The sequence below is a fragment of the Nocardioides sp. F233 genome (assembly GCF_057813895.1).
Map to the genome: position 1 here is coordinate 309,960 of NZ_JBVASH010000003.1, position 15,615 is coordinate 325,574.

The 15,615-nt window shown below is 72.0% G+C and carries 17 protein-coding genes; 10 read left to right on the forward strand and 7 right to left on the reverse strand.

The features are described from left to right. Positions 1–8: 8 nt before the first annotated feature. Both lipA and lipB read right to left on the reverse strand, forming a co-directional pair. The gene (gene lipA, locus ACZYRU_RS12775) at positions 9–953 is read right to left on the reverse strand and encodes a lipoyl synthase (protein WP_488957468.1); all 945 of its coding nucleotides are present in this window, start codon (positions 951–953) and stop codon (positions 9–11) included. Between the two features lie 4 nt (positions 954–957). Beyond that, a complete protein-coding gene (lipB, locus tag ACZYRU_RS12780) occupies positions 958–1,689 on the reverse strand; it encodes a lipoyl(octanoyl) transferase LipB (RefSeq protein WP_488957469.1) in 732 nt (243 codons plus the stop codon). Positions 1,690–1,760: 71 nt separating this feature from the next. On the opposite strand from lipB, the gene ACZYRU_RS12785 reads away from it, so the two are divergent. Continuing rightward, positions 1,761–2,372, forward strand: a complete 612-nt coding sequence (locus ACZYRU_RS12785; protein ID WP_488957470.1) for a hypothetical protein — start codon at positions 1,761–1,763, stop codon at positions 2,370–2,372. Here the strand turns inward: ACZYRU_RS12785 and ACZYRU_RS12790 are convergent. Together ACZYRU_RS12790 and sucB are read right to left on the reverse strand one after the other, a co-directional pair. After that, on the reverse strand, positions 2,306–3,217 hold the full coding sequence (locus ACZYRU_RS12790) for a TIGR01777 family oxidoreductase (RefSeq protein WP_488957471.1): 912 nt from the start codon (positions 3,215–3,217) through the stop codon (positions 2,306–2,308). The two genes, ACZYRU_RS12785 and ACZYRU_RS12790, sit on opposite strands and share 67 nt — an antisense overlap. A gap of 12 nt (positions 3,218–3,229) precedes the next feature. Then, positions 3,230–4,987, reverse strand: a complete 1,758-nt coding sequence (gene sucB / locus ACZYRU_RS12795) for a 2-oxoglutarate dehydrogenase, E2 component, dihydrolipoamide succinyltransferase (RefSeq protein WP_488957472.1) — start codon at positions 4,985–4,987, stop codon at positions 3,230–3,232. Between the two features lie 112 nt (positions 4,988–5,099). On the opposite strand from sucB, the gene ACZYRU_RS12800 reads away from it, so the two are divergent. Beyond that, the gene (locus tag ACZYRU_RS12800; RefSeq protein ID WP_488957473.1) at positions 5,100–5,462 is read left to right on the forward strand and encodes a hypothetical protein; all 363 of its coding nucleotides are present in this window, start codon (positions 5,100–5,102) and stop codon (positions 5,460–5,462) included. On the opposite strand, the gene ACZYRU_RS12805 is transcribed toward ACZYRU_RS12800, so the two are convergent. Next, positions 5,404–6,939 carry a leucyl aminopeptidase gene (locus ACZYRU_RS12805; RefSeq protein WP_488957474.1) on the reverse strand — a complete coding sequence of 512 codons (1,536 nt, stop codon included), beginning with the start codon at positions 6,937–6,939 and terminating at the stop codon, positions 5,404–5,406. The genes ACZYRU_RS12800 and ACZYRU_RS12805 overlap by 59 nt on opposite strands. Positions 6,940–6,995: 56 nt before the next feature. On the opposite strand from ACZYRU_RS12805, the gene gcvT reads away from it, so the two are divergent. Genes gcvT through ACZYRU_RS12835 form a run of 6 tightly spaced genes read left to right on the forward strand, consistent with a single transcriptional unit; the run spans position 6,996 to position 11,543 of the window. Then, the gene (gene gcvT, locus ACZYRU_RS12810; protein ID WP_488957475.1) at positions 6,996–8,111 is read left to right on the forward strand and encodes a glycine cleavage system aminomethyltransferase GcvT; all 1,116 of its coding nucleotides are present in this window, start codon (positions 6,996–6,998) and stop codon (positions 8,109–8,111) included. Between the two features lies 1 nt (position 8,112). After that, complete coding sequence (locus ACZYRU_RS12815; RefSeq protein ID WP_488957476.1) at positions 8,113–8,382, forward strand: hypothetical protein; 270 nt, start codon at positions 8,113–8,115, stop codon at positions 8,380–8,382. After that, positions 8,379–9,227: a PhzF family phenazine biosynthesis protein gene (locus ACZYRU_RS12820; protein WP_488957477.1), complete on the forward strand. Its 849-nt coding sequence runs from the start codon at positions 8,379–8,381 to the stop codon at positions 9,225–9,227. Before ACZYRU_RS12815 ends, ACZYRU_RS12820 begins: the two co-directional genes overlap by 4 nt. Before the next feature lie 27 nt (positions 9,228–9,254). Then, a complete protein-coding gene (locus ACZYRU_RS12825) occupies positions 9,255–10,049 on the forward strand; it encodes a thymidylate synthase (RefSeq protein WP_488957478.1) in 795 nt (264 codons plus the stop codon). Beyond that, complete coding sequence (locus tag ACZYRU_RS12830) at positions 10,046–10,567, forward strand: dihydrofolate reductase (protein ID WP_488957479.1); 522 nt, start codon at positions 10,046–10,048, stop codon at positions 10,565–10,567. The genes ACZYRU_RS12825 and ACZYRU_RS12830 overlap by 4 nt, the downstream gene beginning before the upstream one ends. A gap of 37 nt (positions 10,568–10,604) precedes the next feature. Further along, a complete protein-coding gene (locus ACZYRU_RS12835) occupies positions 10,605–11,543 on the forward strand; it encodes an LLM class F420-dependent oxidoreductase (protein ID WP_488957480.1) in 939 nt (312 codons plus the stop codon). On the opposite strand, the gene ACZYRU_RS12840 is transcribed toward ACZYRU_RS12835, so the two are convergent. After that, complete coding sequence (locus tag ACZYRU_RS12840) at positions 11,527–12,195, reverse strand: alpha/beta fold hydrolase (protein ID WP_488957481.1); 669 nt, start codon at positions 12,193–12,195, stop codon at positions 11,527–11,529. The two genes, ACZYRU_RS12835 and ACZYRU_RS12840, sit on opposite strands and share 17 nt — an antisense overlap. 84 nt (positions 12,196–12,279) lie before the next feature. On the opposite strand from ACZYRU_RS12840, the gene dapA reads away from it, so the two are divergent. Both dapA and ACZYRU_RS12850 read left to right on the forward strand, forming a co-directional pair. Further along, entirely contained in the window at positions 12,280–13,167 is an 888-nt protein-coding gene (dapA, locus tag ACZYRU_RS12845) for a 4-hydroxy-tetrahydrodipicolinate synthase (RefSeq protein ID WP_488957482.1), read from the forward strand. Then, entirely contained in the window at positions 13,167–14,852 is a 1,686-nt protein-coding gene (locus ACZYRU_RS12850) for a ribonuclease J (RefSeq protein ID WP_488957483.1), read from the forward strand. The genes dapA and ACZYRU_RS12850 overlap by 1 nt, the downstream gene beginning before the upstream one ends. Positions 14,853–14,897: 45 nt before the next feature. Here the strand turns inward: ACZYRU_RS12850 and ACZYRU_RS12855 are convergent, their stop codons facing one another. Then, complete coding sequence (locus tag ACZYRU_RS12855) at positions 14,898–15,527, reverse strand: hypothetical protein (RefSeq protein ID WP_488957484.1); 630 nt, start codon at positions 15,525–15,527, stop codon at positions 14,898–14,900. Positions 15,528–15,615 lie beyond the last annotated feature (88 nt).

The window sequence follows — 15,615 nt, forward strand, 5'->3', positions numbered from 1 at the left end:
CGGTCTCCTCAGGCAGTTGCTTCGGCGCGGGCGTCCCGCGCGGCCATCGCCTGACGATACAGACGACCCGCCCGGTACGACGAACGCACGAGTGGCCCGGACAGCACGCCGGCGAAGCCGATCTCCTCGGCCTCGGTGGCGAGCTCGACGAACTCCTCGGGCTTGACCCACCGCTCGACGGGGTGGTGGCGGACGGAGGGGCGCAGGTACTGCGTGATCGTGACGAGCTCACAGCCGGCGTCGTACAGGTCCTGGAGTGCGACCGAGACCTCCTCGCGGGTCTCGCCCATGCCGAGGATGAGGTTGGACTTGGTGACCAGTCCGAACTCGCGCGCGGCCGTCAGCACACCCAGCGACCGGTCGTAGCGGAACGCGGGGCGGATCCGCTTGAAGATCCGCGGCACGGTCTCCAGGTTGTGGGCGAGGACCTCGGGGCGTGACTCGAACACCTCGGCCAACAGCGAGGGATCGCCGTTGAAGTCGGGGACCAGGTTCTCCACGCCGGTGTCGGGGTTGAGCTCGTGGATCGCGCGGACGGTCTCGGCGTACAGCCAGGCGCCGCCGTCGGGCAGGTCGTCGCGGGCGACGCCGGTGATGGTGGCGTACTTCAGACCCATGGTCTGGACCGACTCCGCGACCCGTCGCGGCTCGTCACGGTCCAACGGCTCCGGGCGACCCGTGTCGATCTGGCAGAAGTCGCAGCGCCTCGTGCACTGGTCGCCACCGATGAGGAAGGTCGCCTCACGATCCTCCCAGCACTCGAAGATGTTGGGGCAGCCGGCTTCCTGGCAGACGGTGTGGAGTCCCTCGGACTTCACCAGCTTCTGCAGGGCGGTGTACTCCGGCCCCATCTTGGCGCGGGTCTTGATCCAGGAGGGCTTGCGCTCGATCGGGGTCTCCGCGTTGCGGACCTCCAGGCGGAGGAGCTTGCGCCCCTCGGGTGTCGCACTCACCGGCTCAGCCTACTCGGGGATAGCTGACGACCGGCACGGCCACCTTCGCCGGGTCGGGGCGCGGCTCGTAGTCGGGGGTGAGGACGTAGTCCTTCCACTCCAGCAGCTCGGCCAGGTGGCGTCGTACCGACTCGAGGATCTCGCGCACGGGTACGTCGCGCCCCAGTTCGGCGCTCAGCGAGGTGACTCCCGCATCCGAGATGCCGCAGGGGACGAACCGGTCGTACCAGCTGAGGTCGACGTCGCAGTTCAGCGCGAAGCCGTGCATGGCGACGCCGTTGCGGACCCGGATGCCGATGGCCGCGATCTTGCGCTCGCCACCCTTCTCGTCGGCCTTGAGCCACACGCCGGTGCGGCCCGGGATCCGCGCGGTCGTGACGCCGAGCTCGGCGCAGACCGCGATGATCGCCTCCTCGAGGCGGCGGACGTAGTCGACGACCTTGACGTGGTCGGGCAGCCGGACGATCGGGTACGCCACCAGCTGGCCCGGGCCGTGGAACGTGATCTTGCCGCCGCGGTCGACCTCGATGATCGGCGCGCCGCCGGGGTCGGCAGGGCGCTCGTGGGCCTCGGTACGGCGGCTGGCGGTGAAGACGGGCGGGTGCTCGACGAGGAGCACGGTGTCGGTCAGCTCGCCGGCGACGACCTGCGCGTGCAGCTCGCGCTGCAGGTCCCACGCCGTGACGTAGTCGATGTAGTCCGGTCCCAGTCCGTCGTCGCGGAAGGTCAGCGTCACCCGTCGAGCCTACTCCGCGGCCTGTGGATGAAATCAGCCACCTGTCGGAGGTCGGGTTCAAGATCGTTCCCATGCGGATCTCGGGCCCTCGGGCCGTTCTTCTCGGGACCGCCGCAGTCGTCCTCACGGTCGTCGCGGTGGTCGCGGGTCTGGTGCTGCGCGCGGGCGCCCCACCGCCATCCGGTACGTCGACCGCCGGCCCACGCGCCGGGGTGGCTCCCGCTGCGGGTCGGGTCGACGTGGCCCGGGCCGTGGACTCGCTGGCGGTGCTGCGTGACTGGGACCGGGACCGTGCTCGGTCCTGGGCAGCAGGCGACGTCGGCGCGCTGCGGGCGCTCTACGTGCGGGGCTCGCCCGTGGGCGCGCGTGACGTGGCGATGCTTCGGGCCTGGCTGCGGCGCGGACTGCGGGTCGAGAGGATGGCGATGCAGGTGCTCGCCGTCGAGCTGCGGCGGCGCACCGATCGTCGGATCGTGCTCGTCGTGACCGACCGGCTGTCCGGCGCGATCGGCGTGCGGCCCAGGTCGGGGGAGCGAGTGGCGCTGCCGCGCGACGGGCCGTCGACGCGGCGCCTGGTGTTCGTCCGCTCGGGCGACGCCTGGCTGCTCGCCTCGGCTCAGGTAGCGGAGCCGCGTAGCCCGGTTGCGAGCACGGACTCGACGTCCGGGTCGTTGAACCCGTAGCCGAGGTCGAGCAGGGCGGCCGGACGCAGGTTGAGCGAGCCGAGCAGCTCGTCGGCCATCGGTCCGGCAGCCAGCCGGATCGTGACCGCGGGCGCCGGCAGCACCGCCGGGCGGTGGACCAGCGTTGCCAGCGCCCGGGTGAACTCCGCGTTGGTCGGCGTGACCGGCGCGCACAGGTTGAAGGGCCCCGACGCCGTCGGGTGCTCGACGAGGAACGCTGCGGCGCCGACCCAGTCGCGCAGCGAGATGAGGGGGTAGTACTGACGACCATTGCCCAGGCGACCGCCGAGACCGGCGAGGAACTGGAGGCGCTGCTGCTGCAGCGGCGCGTGGCTCCGGTCCTGGACGGGCGCGGTGCGCAGTCGTACGACGCGCGCGCCGGCCCCGGCAGCAGGCTCGGTCGCGGCCTCCCACTCACGGGCGACGCGGGTGAGCAGGGCGTGGCCCCGGGTGTCGGAGGCCTCGGTCAGCTCGGCCGGTCCGTGGTCGCCGTACCAGCTGACGCCGGACGCGTTGACCAGTGCGGGCGGGTTCGGGGCTGCGGCGATCGTGGCCGCGAGCAGGCCGGTGGTGGCACGGCGGCTGGTCATGACGTCGCGCGCCCACTTCTTGGAGTGGGGGTTGCCGATCAGGGGTGAGCCGGCGAGGTTGACGACGACGTCGGCAGCCTGGACCAGCTCGGTGTCGACGACGCCGGTCTGCGGGTCCCAGCGGGACTCGTGCGCCGACCGATGCGGTGCCGGGTCACGACGGACCAGGCAGGTCACGTCGTGGCCTCGGCCGCGCAGCTCGGTGACGAGCTGGCGGCCGAGGAAGCCGGACGAGCCGGCGACCACGACGTTCACGGCTGACTCGGCTCAGACCTCGAACTGACCGGCCTCGAGGCGCTTCTTGAGGTCACGCAGGAAGCGACCGGCGTCGGCGCCGTCGACCACGCGGTGGTCGTAGGTGAGCGCGAAGTAGACCATGTGGCGCACCGCGATGGTCTCGCCGAGGTCCTCGTCGTCGATCACCACGGGACGCTTGACCACGGCACCGGGGCCGAGGATGGCGACCTGCGGCTGGTTGATGATCGGGGTGTCCCACAGCGCGCCGAAGCTGCCGAGGTTGGTGATGGTGAAGGTCCCGCCGGAGAGCTCGTCGGGACCGATCTTGTTGGTCCGGGTGCGCTCGGCGACGTCGGAGATCTTCTTCGCCAGGCCCGAGATCGACAGGTCGCCCGCGTCCTTGACGACCGGGGTCAGCAGGCCCTTGTCGGTGTCGACGGCGAACGCGACGTTCTCGCGGTCGTAGTAGGTGATCTCGCCCTTCTCGAGGTCGAGGTTGGCGTTGAGCGACGGGTGCTGCTTGAGGGTGTCGATCGCTGCCTTGGTGAAGAACGGCAGGTACGTCAGCTTGACGCCCTCGCGCGCCAGGAACTCCGCCTTCACGCTCTCGCGCAGCCGGGCGATGTTGGTGACGTCGATCTCGACCACCTGGGTGAGCTGGGCGGAGACGTGCAGCGACTCCACCATCCGCTCGGCGATGATCTTGCGCAGCCGGCTGACCTTGACCGTCTGGCCGCGCAGCGGGGACGGCGTGGCCGGAGCAGCAGCCGACGCCGCGGGGGCGGCGGCCGGCGCGGCGGCAGCGGCGGGCGCCTTCGACGCGGCGGCGTCGAGGACGTCCTGCTTGCGGATCCGGCCACCCACACCCGAGCCGTTGACCTGGCCGAGGTCGACGCCGTGCTGGGCAGCGAGCTTGCGGACCAGCGGAGTCACGTAGCCGGGGCCGTCGGTAGCGTCGGCCGAGTGAGCCGGAGCAGCCGGGGCCGGGGCGGCGGGTGCCGGAGCAGCAGCGGCGGCCGGCGCGGGGGCCGGGGCAGCGGGTGCGGGGGCAGCCGGAGCGGGGGCAGCCGGAGCGGGGGCGGCGGGAGCCGGGGCCTCAGCGGCCGGAGCCGGAGCGGCCGGAGCCGGAGCAGCCGGAGCCGGAGCAGCGGCCGGCGTACCCGATCCGATGATGGCGAGCTCGGCGCCGACCTCGACGGTCTCGTCCTCGGCGGCCTTGATCTCGAGCAGCGTGCCGGCGACGGGCGAGGGGATCTCGGTGTCGACCTTGTCGGTGGAGACCTCGAGCAGCGGCTCGTCGACGGCGACGGCGTCACCGACCTGCTTGAGCCAGCGGGTGACGGTTCCCTCGGTGACCGACTCGCCCAGGGCGGGCAGGGTCACCGCGGTGCCGTTGGCGGCACCACCGGACGCGGCGGGAGCGGCAGCAGCAGGCGCCTCCTCGACCGGAGCCGCAGCAGCCGGAGCAGCGGGAGCAGCGGGAGCCTCCTCGACCGGAGCCGGAGCAGCAGGTGCCTCAGCAGCGGGAGCAGGGGCAGCGGCAGCCTCGCCGGCCTCGCCGACGACGGCCAGCACGGCGCCGACCTCGACCGTGTCGTCCTCGTTCGCGCGGATCTCGACCAGCGTGCCGGCAACGGGAGACGGGATCTCCGTGTCCACCTTGTCGGTGCTGACCTCGAGCAGGGGCTCGTCGATCGCGATCTGGTCGCCGACCTGCTTGAGCCAGCGAGTGACGGTGCCTTCGGTGACGGACTCACCGAGCGCGGGGAGAGTGACTTCGGTCGCCATGGGTCTCATCCTTGCACCACGAGCGAGCCAACTCGCAACGGCCCACCCACGGTTCGGGCAAACTGGAACCATGGGTTTGTTCGACCGGTTCCGCGGGCGCTCGAAGGTACGCATGAGTAACCCCGCGCGAGACGCCACGCGCACCGGCTCCACGCGGGTCCGGGCAGCCGACCGCGCCGACGAGGAGCACCTGACCACCTGGCTCCAGGCACGCCGTGGCGTCGAGGGATTCGTCGAGCCGCGTACCGCCGTCAGCGAGGTCACCCTGCTGCTGGTCGCCCACGACGGCGAGTGGACCCGACGCCGGGTGCCGTCGATCAACTGGGCCCACGACTTCTGCAACCGCCACCAGGTCCCGTCGTACGACGCCGCGGTGGTCGGCATCCCGCAGCGGATGCGGGACTACAACTCCCGGGTCAGGCAGGCACAGAAGCAGCGGGAGCAGCAGCGGCGCCAGCAGTCGCACGACTCCTGAGGTACTCCAGCAGGGTCGCGACGCCGTAGCCGGTCGCGCCGGTCGCGAGGTGACCGGCCGGGCCGCCCTTGTTGAAGGTCGGGCCGGCGATGTCGAGGTGCGCCCACGGCAGGCCGCCGGTGAACTCGCGCAGGAAGGCGGCGGCGAACAGGCCGCCGCCCCAGCGGATGCCGTCGTACTGCGCGAGGTCAGCGATGGTCGAGCCGTGGATGCGCTCGTCCATGGACTCCGGGATCGGCATCGGCCAGCCGTCCTCGCCGGCTGCGGCGCCGGCGGCGAGCACGGCCGCGACGACCTCGTCGTCGCCCATGACGCCGGCCATCTTCTCGCCGAGCGCCATCACCATGTGGCCGGTGAGGGTGGCGATGTCGAGGATCACGTCCGGCGCGGCCTCGACCGCGCGGCCGAGCGCGTCGGCGAGCACGAGGCGACCCTCGGCGTCGGTGTTGGTGACCTCGACCGTGGTGCCGTCGTACGTCGTCAGCACGTCGCCGGGACGCATCGACGCCTCGCCGACCATGTTCTCGGCGAGGGCGGCGTACGCGGAGATCCGCACCGGCAGGCCGAGACGGGCGGCGGCGAGGGTGGCCTGGACGACGGCGGCCGCGCCGGCCATGTCCTCCTTCATGGTGGCCATGCTGGCGGCCGGCTTGATCCACAGACCGCCGGAGTCGAAGGTGATGCCCTTGCCGACCAGCGCGACGTGGGTGACGGCGTCCTTGGGGGCGTAGCTGAGCTCGACGAGGCGCGGGGGAGCAGCCGACCCTGCGCCGACGGCGAGCAGGCCGCCGCAGCCGAGCTCGGCGAGGCGGTCCTCGTCGAGGACGGTGACCTTCACCTGGGCGGCGCCCTTGTCGAGCCCCTTGTTGGTCGACTTCACCGCGGCGGCGATCGCGTCGGCGAAGGCCGGCGGCGTCAGGTCGCCCGGGGGAGTGTTCACCCAGTCGCGGGCGGCGACGACCGCGTCGACGAGGACCTGGGCCGGCTCGACGGCCGCCACGACGTCGGTACGGCGCGCGGCGGGCGTCAGCACGACCACCTCGGCCGGCGTGGTCGGGGTGGCGGGCTTGCTCTTGTAGGTCGTGAACGCGTACCCGCCGAGCCGGTAGCCCTCCACGACCGCGCGGACCAGCTCGGGGGTGTCGGCGGGCAGGGCCAGTGCGACCGAGGCGGCGTTGGTGACGGCACGGGCGGCGTTGCCGGCGGCGCGTCGTACGGCGGCCGCGTCAGGCTCGGCGCCCAGGCCGACCAGCACCAGCAGGGGAGAGGCGATGGTGCCGCCGGTCGGCACCTTGGCGACCTCCCCGGCCGCGCCCTTGACGCCGATGGTGGTGAGCAGGCCGGCGAGCTTGCGCCCGTACGCCGCCGCGACGTCCTCGGCCCCCGGAGCCAGCTTCCCGTCGGGCAGCACCCCGACGACGACCGCTTCGGCGCGGGTCTTGGCAGGGCTGGCCGTGCGGAGGGCGAAGGTGGTCACACGTCGCAGGGTATCCGTGCTCCCCGGACGCCACCTCATGCCATAGATTCCGGACCATGGCCGACGCGACCCCGTCCCCGCTGACCAGCCCGCTGCACGACCGGCACGAGGCGCTCGGCGCCAAGTTCTCGGAGTTCGGCGGCTGGCTGATGCCGCTGGAGTACCCGACCGGCGTCGTCAAGGAGCACGCCGCGGTCCGCAGCGGCGTCGGCATCTTCGATGTCAGCCACCTCGGCAAGCTCGTGGTCCGCGGCCCGGGCGCGGTCGAGTTCCTCAACGCCACGCTCACCAACGACCTGCACCGGATCGGTCCCGGCAAGGCGCAGTACAGCCTCGTCGTCGACGACGCGACCGGCGGGATCGTCGACGACGTCTTCACCTACTACCGTGACGACGACCACGTGCTCGTCGTGCCGAACGCCGCCAACAACGACGAGGTACGCCGCCGGCTGGTCGAGGCCGCGCCCGAGGGCATCGAGGTGCTCGACCACCACCGCGACTACGTCGTCCTCGCGGTCCAGGGCACGACGTCCGACGAGGTCGTCGCAGGCGTCGGACTTCCGGTCGGCCACGACTACCTGACCTTCGTCGAGGCGCCGTTCGAGGGCGCCGAGGTCGTCGTGTGCCGCACCGGCTACACCGGCGAGCGCGGCTACGAGCTGATCGCGCCGTCCGAGGTCGCCCCGGCCCTGTGGGACGCGCTGATGAAGGCCGGCGAGCCGTACGGCCTCGTGCCGGCTGGCCTCGGCGCCCGCGACACCCTGCGCACCGAGATGGGATACCCGCTCCACGGCCAGGATATCTCCCCGGACATCACCCCCAACGAGGCCCGCCTCGGGTGGGCGGTCGGCTGGAAGAAGCCCGCGTTCTGGGGCCGCGACAAGCTGCTCGCCGAGCGCGAGGAGGGCCCGCGCCGCAAGCTGGTCGGCCTGGTCTCGACCGGCCGCGCGATCCCGCGCCCGCACATGAGCGTGCGGCTGCTGCGCGACGTCCCGCTCGGCGAGGTCACCTCCGGCACCTTCTCGCCGACCATGAAGAAGGGCATCGCCCTCGCGCTCGTCTCGACGGTGGTCGACGACGGGGCCGAGGTGATGGTCGACGTACGCGGCCGGCCCGAGGTCTTCCAGATCACCAAGCCGCCGTTCGTCCAGCCCTCCGTGCGAGAGTCCTGACATGAGCCTTCCCGAGCAGCCCGCGCCGTACCGCCCCTCCGCCCCGGCCGAGAACCCGTGGCACTGGCGCCTCGAGGACGCCACGGGTGCCGAGGTGACGCTGAGCGGCGCTGAGGCGACGGAGTACGCCGACGTCGCGTTCCCCAACCAGGGCGACGCCGAGTCGTGGATCGGGGAGACCTGGTCCGCGCTCGCCGACCTGGGTGTCACGCACGTGACCCTCTTCGAGGTCGACCGCGAGGTCTACGGACCGATGTCGCTGTCCGCATGAGCGCAAGTACGACGACCCGCGCCTTCCGGCAGGTCGACGTCTTCACGGCCGAGCCGCTGCTCGGCAACCCGGTCGCGGTGGTGCACGGCGCCGACGGGATGAGCGAGGAGGAGATGCAGCGCTTCGCCCGTTGGACCAACCTCAGCGAGACGACCTTCCTGCTGGAGCCGACCGAGCCGGGCGCCGACTACCGGCTGCGGATCTTCACGACCGAGACCGAGCTGCCGTTCGCCGGCCACCCGACCCTGGGCTCGGCGCACGCGTGGCTCGAGCAGGGCGGCGCGCCGGCGGGGGACCGGATCGTGCAGCAGTGCGGCGTCGGGCTCGTCGAGCTGCGCCGCACCCGTGGTCGACTCGCGTTCGCGGCTCCCGACCTGCTCCGCTCCGGACCGGTCGAGGACGCCCTCGCCGACGAGATCGCCGCCGCGCTCGGCATCGACCGGGCGGACGTCCTCGACATCGCCTGGGCCGACAACGGCCCGGGCTGGGTCGGCGTCCGGCTCGCCTCGGCCGAGCAGGTCCTCGCCCTGAGGCCCGACCACGGCCGGCTGCCGGTCGACGTCGGGGTCGTCGGGCCGTACCCCGACGGAGCGGAGTGCGCGGTCGAGGTGCGGGCGTTCGCGCCGCACGCGGCGGGCATCGCCGAGGATCCGGTCACCGGGTCGCTCAACGCCTCGCTCGCGCAGTGGCTGACCGCCGACGGCACCCTCCCGCCGTCGTACGTCGCCTCGCAGGGCACCGTGATCGGCCGCCGCGGCCGGATCCACGTCGACACCGATGACGCCGGCACCATCTGGATCGGCGGCGACACCCTGACGACCATCCACGGGACGGTCGCGCTGTGACGACCGCCCGCCGACTAGCCTGAAGCCGTGCGCGCGTACCTCGACCTCGTCCAGCGGATCCTCGACGAGGGCGCCGAGAAGGGCGATCGCACCGGCACCGGCACGCTGAGCGTGTTCGGTCACCAGATGCGCTTCGACCTCACCGAGGGCTTCCCGCTGGTGACCACCAAGAAGATCCACACCCGGTCGGTCTTCGGCGAGCTGCTCTGGTTCCTGCGCGGCGACACCAACGTGCGCTGGCTGCAGGAGCGCGGCATCACGATCTGGGACGAGTGGGCCGACGAGAACGGCGACCTCGGCCCCGTGTACGGCGCCCAGTGGCGCTCGTGGCCCACCCCCGACGGCGGCCACATCGACCAGCTCGCCCAGGTCATCGACCAGGTCCGAGCCAACCCCGACAGCCGCCGCCACATCGTCTCGGCGTGGAACCCGAGCCAGGTCGACGACATGGCGCTGCCGCCGTGCCACAGCCTGTTCCAGTTCTACGTCGCCGACGGCCGGCTGAGCTGCCAGCTCTACCAGCGCTCGGCCGACGTCTTCCTCGGCGTGCCGTTCAACATCGCGTCGTACGCCCTGCTCACCCACATGGTCGCCCAGGTCGCCGGCCTCGGCGTCGGCGACTTCGTGCACACGCTCGGCGACGCGCACCTCTACTCCAACCACCTCGAGCAGGCCCGGCTCCAGCTCACCCGCGATCCGCGGCCGCTGCCCACGCTGGTCCTCAACCCCGCCGTGACCGAGATCGACGCCTTCGAGCTCGAGGACATCACGGTCGAGGGCTACGACCCGCACCCCGCGATCAGGGCGCCGATCGCCGTATGAGCACTCCTGCCGGACGGCGGGTCACGATGGTGGCCGCCGTCGCCGAGAACGGTGTCATCGGCGCCGACGCCGACATCCCGTGGAAGATCTCCGAGGACTTCCAGCACTTCAAGGCCACCACGACGGGCCACGTGCTGATCCTGGGCCGGACCACCCACGAGGGCATCGGCCGCCCGCTGCCGGGCCGCACCACCGTCGTGCTGACCCGCGACCCCGACTACGCCGCCGAGGGGGTCGAGGTCGCCCACTCGATCATCGACGCCCTCGCGCTCGCCGACCGGATCCTCGAGGGCCAGCCGGACGACCGCCAGGTGATGATCGGCGGGGGAGCGGCGGTCTACGCCGCCGCGATGCCGTACGCCGACGAGCAGGTCATCTCCGAGATCCCGATGTCGCCCGAGGGCGACACGCACTACCCCGAGTTCAGCCCGAAGCGCTGGGCCGAGGTGCGCCGCGAGCCACGCGACGGGTTCACCATCGTGTGGTGGGAGCGGGTCTTCGCCTGCGGCGGCTCCTGACCACGCGGCTGACCACGCGACTGGCAGGGTAGGAGCCATGGAGCTCCGTGTCTTCACCGAACCGCAGCAGGGTGCGACGTACGACGACCTGCTGGCCGTCGCCCTCGAGGCCGAGAGGCTCGGCTTCGGCGCCTTCTTCCGCAGCGACCACTACCTGCACATGAGCGGCGACGGGCTGCCCGGCTCGACCGACGCGTGGACCACGCTCGCCGGTCTGGCCCGTGACACGAGCACCATCCGGCTCGGCACGATGATGACCAGCGCCACCTTCCGGTACCCCGGCGTGCTCGCCGTCCAGGTCGCGCAGGTCGACCAGATGAGCGGCGGCCGGGTCGAGCTCGGCATCGGCGCCGGCTGGTTCACCCAGGAGCACACCGCCTACGGCATCCCGTTCCCCGACACCCGCGAGCGCTTCGAGCGGTACGCCGAGCAGCTCGAGCTGATCACCGGTCTGTGGTCGACGCCGGTCGGCGAGCTGTACGCCTTCGACGGCCGGCACTACCAGCTCAAGGACAGCCCGGCGCTGCCGAAGCCGGTTCAGTCGAACGGCCTGCGCGGCGGCGTACCGCTGCTCATCGGCGGCAAGGGCGCCCACAAGACGCCGGCCCTGGCCGCGGCGTACGCCGACGAGTTCAACCTGCCCTTCGTCGACGAGGAATTCACCGCCGTCCAGTTCGGCCGGGTCCGCCGCGCCGCCGAGGAGATCGGCCGCGACCCGGACTCGATCACGTGGTCCAACGCGCTGGTCCTCTGCGTCGGCGAGGACGAGGCGACCATCGCTCGGCGGGCCGCCGCCATCGGCCGCGAGGTCGACGAGCTGCGCGAGAACGGTCTGGCCGGAACGCCCGACGAGGTGGTCGACAAGATCCGCCGGTACGGCGACCTGGGCGCCCAGCGGATCTACCTCCAGGTCCTCGACCTCACGGACCTCGACCACCTGCGGCTGGTCGCGGCGGAGGTCATGCCGCACGTGTGAAGTCGGTGACCGCGGCGAGCAGGCCCGCGGGATCGGCGAGCATCGGCAGGTGGCCGGTCGCCAGCTCGCGGCGGAAGTCGCCGCCGAGGGCCGCGGCGCTGCTGCGCTGGAGCGCCGGCGGCACGTCGCGGTCGGCGGTGGTGTGCACGTAGCCAGCCCGCGCGGGCTCGCCGCCGCGGGGCGCCGCCGTCACGAACAACGGGCGCGCCTCGGGCGTGAAGTCCGCGACCAGCCGATCGACGGTCGCGCTGGGCAGGCCCGCGCCCAGCCCGGCGCGCAGCTGCTTCTCCGGTGGCCGGGTGCCGGCGAGCCGCAGGATCACGGGCAGCAGCCAGCGCTGGGGAGCGGGCAGCGCGCCCGTGAACGAGCGGCCGGGCACCGGCCACACGGCGGCCACTCCGAGGACGCCGGCCACCCGGTCCGGCGCGCCGGCCAGCAGCGCCTGCGCCACGACCCCGCCGACCGAGTGCGCCACCACGGTGAACCGCGGCCAGTCGACCGCGGCGAGCGCCGCGGCGGCGTACTCCACCGGTCCGGCGTCGGGGGAGTCCGGACGGGGTGCGACGGCCGACTCGCCGAGGCCGGCGCGGACGTCGTCCCAGATCCAGGCGGGCAGGCCGGAGCCGCTGAGGAAGAGCACGGGTTCGGTCATGTTCCCGACCCTGCCACCGGCCACCGACAGCGGCGGGACGACGGCAACGTGAGGGAAACCGGCCGGGGACGATAGCCTTGACCCATGACTTCTGCACCCTTCGGCACCATGCTGACCGCGATGGTCACGCCGTTCCTCGAGGACGGCTCGGTCGACCTGGACGGGGTGCAGAAGGTCGCCAAGCACCTGGTCGACAACGGCAACGACGGCATCGTCGTGTCGGGCACGACCGGCGAGTCCCCGACCACCACGGGCGCCGAGGACGGCGAGACCCTCGCCGCGGTCAAGGACGCGGTCGGCGACCGGGCCAAGGTCGTCGCCGGTGTCGGCACCAACGACACCCGCCACTCCGTCGAGCTCGCGAAGCAGGCCGAGAAGGTCGGCGCCGACGGGCTGCTGCTCGTCACGCCCTACTACAACAAGCCCAGCCAGCCCGGTGTGCTCAACCACTTCCGCCAGGTCGTCGACGCGACCGCCGTACCCGTCATGCTCTACGACGTCCCGGGCCGCACCGGCACCAAGATCGCGCTCGAGACCTACGCCGCCGCGTCGGACTGGGAGACCGTCGTCGCGATCAAGGAGGCGACCGGCGACATCTCGCGGACCGCCCAGCTGGTCGACCTCGGCTACGCCGTCTACTCCGGCGACGACGTCAACACCCTCGGCTACCTCGCCTACGGCGCCACCGGCCTGGTCTCGGTCGTCGGCCACGTCGCCGGCACCCAGCTGCGCACCATGATCGACACCTTCCTCGCCGGTGACCACGCCGAGGCGCTGCGCATCCACACCGGCCTGATACCCGCCTTCGAGGCGATCATGGGCGTGCCCAACTACGGCGCGACCACCGCCAAGGCGGCACTCGAGCTGCTCGGGGTCCTGTCCAACCGCACGGTGCGAGCGCCACTGATGGCGCTCGACGACGCGGAGGTCGCCGACCTCCGTGCCGGCCTCGCCGCGGCGGGCCTGCTCTGATGAGCCACCCGCACCCCGAGCTCTCCGCCCCGCCGAAGCTCCCCAAGGGCGGCCTGCGCGTCATCCCGCTGGGCGGCCTCGGCGAGGTCGGCCGCAACATGACCGTCTTCGAGTACGACGGCCGGCTGCTCATCGTCGACTGCGGCGTGCTCTTCCCCGACGACCACCACCCGGGCGTCGACCTGATCCTCCCCGACTTCGCGGCGATCCGGGACCGGCTCGACGCCGTCGAGGCGCTCGTCCTCACCCACGGGCACGAGGACCACATCGGCGCGACGCCGTACCTCCTGCGCGAGCGGCCGGACATCCCGCTCGTCGGCTCGCAGCTGACGCTCGCGCTGCTCAACTCCAAGCTGCGCGAGCACCGGCTGCGCAACACGCCGTTCCACACGGTCAAGGAGGGCGACCGGATCTCGTTCGGCCCCTTCGACCTGGAGTTCGTCGCGGTCAACCACTCGATCCCCGACGCGCTCGCGGTCGCGATCCGCACGGGCGCCGGCATGGTGCTCCACACCGGCGACTTCAAGATGGACCAGCTGCCACTCGACGGCCGGATCACCGACCTGCGGGCGTTCGCCCGGCTGGGTGAGGAGGGCGTCGACCTCTTCCTCACCGACTCCACCAACGCCGACGTCCCCGGCTTCACCACGGCCGAGCGCAAGATCACGCCGGTGCTGGAGCAGGCCTTCGCCGAGTCGAAGCAGCGGATCATCGTCGCCTGCTTCGCCTCCCACGTCCATCGCGTCCAGCAGGTCCTCGACACCGCGGTGAAGCACAACCGCAAGGTCGCCTACGTCGGCCGCTCGATGGTCCGCAACATGGCGATCGCCCGCGACCTCGGCTACCTCCACGTCCCGCCGGGCGTCATGGTCGACGCCAAGGAGCTCGCCGATCTCGCGCCCGACCGACAGGTGCTCATCTCGACCGGTTCGCAGGGTGAGCCGCTCAGTGCCCTGGCCCGGATCGCGCAGCGCAGCCACAACTTCGTGCACCTCGAGGAGGGCGACACCGTCGTCCTCGCCTCGAGCCTGATCCCCGGCAACGAGAACGCCGTCTACCGGGTGATCAACGGACTGTCCCGCCTCGGCGCCAACGTCGTCCACAAGGGCAACGCCCTGGTCCACGTCAGCGGCCACGCCAGCGCCGGTGAGCTGCTCTACTGCTACAACATCGTCAAGCCGAAGAACGTGCTGCCCGTCCACGGCGAGGTCCGGCACATGCTCGCCAACGGCGAGCTGGCCAAGGCCACCGGCGTCGAGAACGTCGTGTACGCCGAGGACGGCGTCGTGGTCGACCTCGTCGACGGCGTGGCCTCCGTGGTCGGCAAGGTCGAGTGCGGCTACGTGTTCGTCGACGGCCAGTCGGTCGGCGACGTCACCGAGTCCGAGCTCAAGGACCGCAGGATCCTCGGCGAGGAGGGCTTCGTCTCGGTGATCGTGGTCGTCGACTCCGTCGCCGGCAAGGTCTCCGCCGGCCCCGAGATCCATGCCCGCGGCCACGCCTGGGCCGACTCCGACTTCGACTCGGTCAAGCAGCCGATCATCGACGCGGTCAACCGGTCGCTGACCGAGGGCAGCACCGACACCTACCAGCTGCAGCAGGTGATCCGCCGGACCATCGGCCGTTGGGTGAGCAACACCCACAAGCGCCGTCCGATGATCATACCGGTGGTCGTCGAGGCCTAGGGAGCAAGCAAGGCGCGCAGCGCCGGGCCTGAGACCTCGCCGGGCTCAGCCCATCTTGCGGGCTGCGATCCGCGAGATCTGTGCGAGCTTGCGTGCCTTGACGGTGCCCGGCTCCATGACGGTCATGATCAGCACCCGCTTGCCGTCGCGCACCACGACGGTCGTGACCTCCTGGGGGCCGTCCTGGAAGTACTTGACCGTGCGGAAGGCGACCCGCTGGTCGCCGACCCGCGGCACCTTCGCCGGACGGACCGTGGAGTTGACGCCGGCCCAGTACTGGGCGCAGGCGGTGACGTGGGCCTTGGCGCTGCGGAGGATCAGCCTGGCCTGCTGGGCCTGACCGAACTGGACGAGGTACGCGTTGAACGTGCGCGGCTCCTCAGCCATGCCGTACCCGGTGCCGAACTCGCGACCTGATCTGCCCTGCGCCTCCGCCGGCGTCGAGCAGGCCTCCGGGTTCGGGTAGCGCAGCACCTTCTCCTTCCACGCCGACGTCGCGAGGTTGTTGTTGTGCCTGAGCTGGGGGAACACCTTCAGGACGTCGGCACGGCTGACCATGTCGTGATCGCGCACCGCTGCCTGGGCGCCGGGCGCGCTGGTGGCGAGCAGTGCGGTCACCGTGGTGGCGACGACGGCGAGACGGGTGGCCAGACGGCGGGGACGGCTGGGGTGCATGACGATCCTCCGAGCAGGAGCGAGGGGTGGAAGGGCGAGCGTACGAAACCGGCGCCCGCCCAGCGGGGAGTACCCGCCGGACGGACGC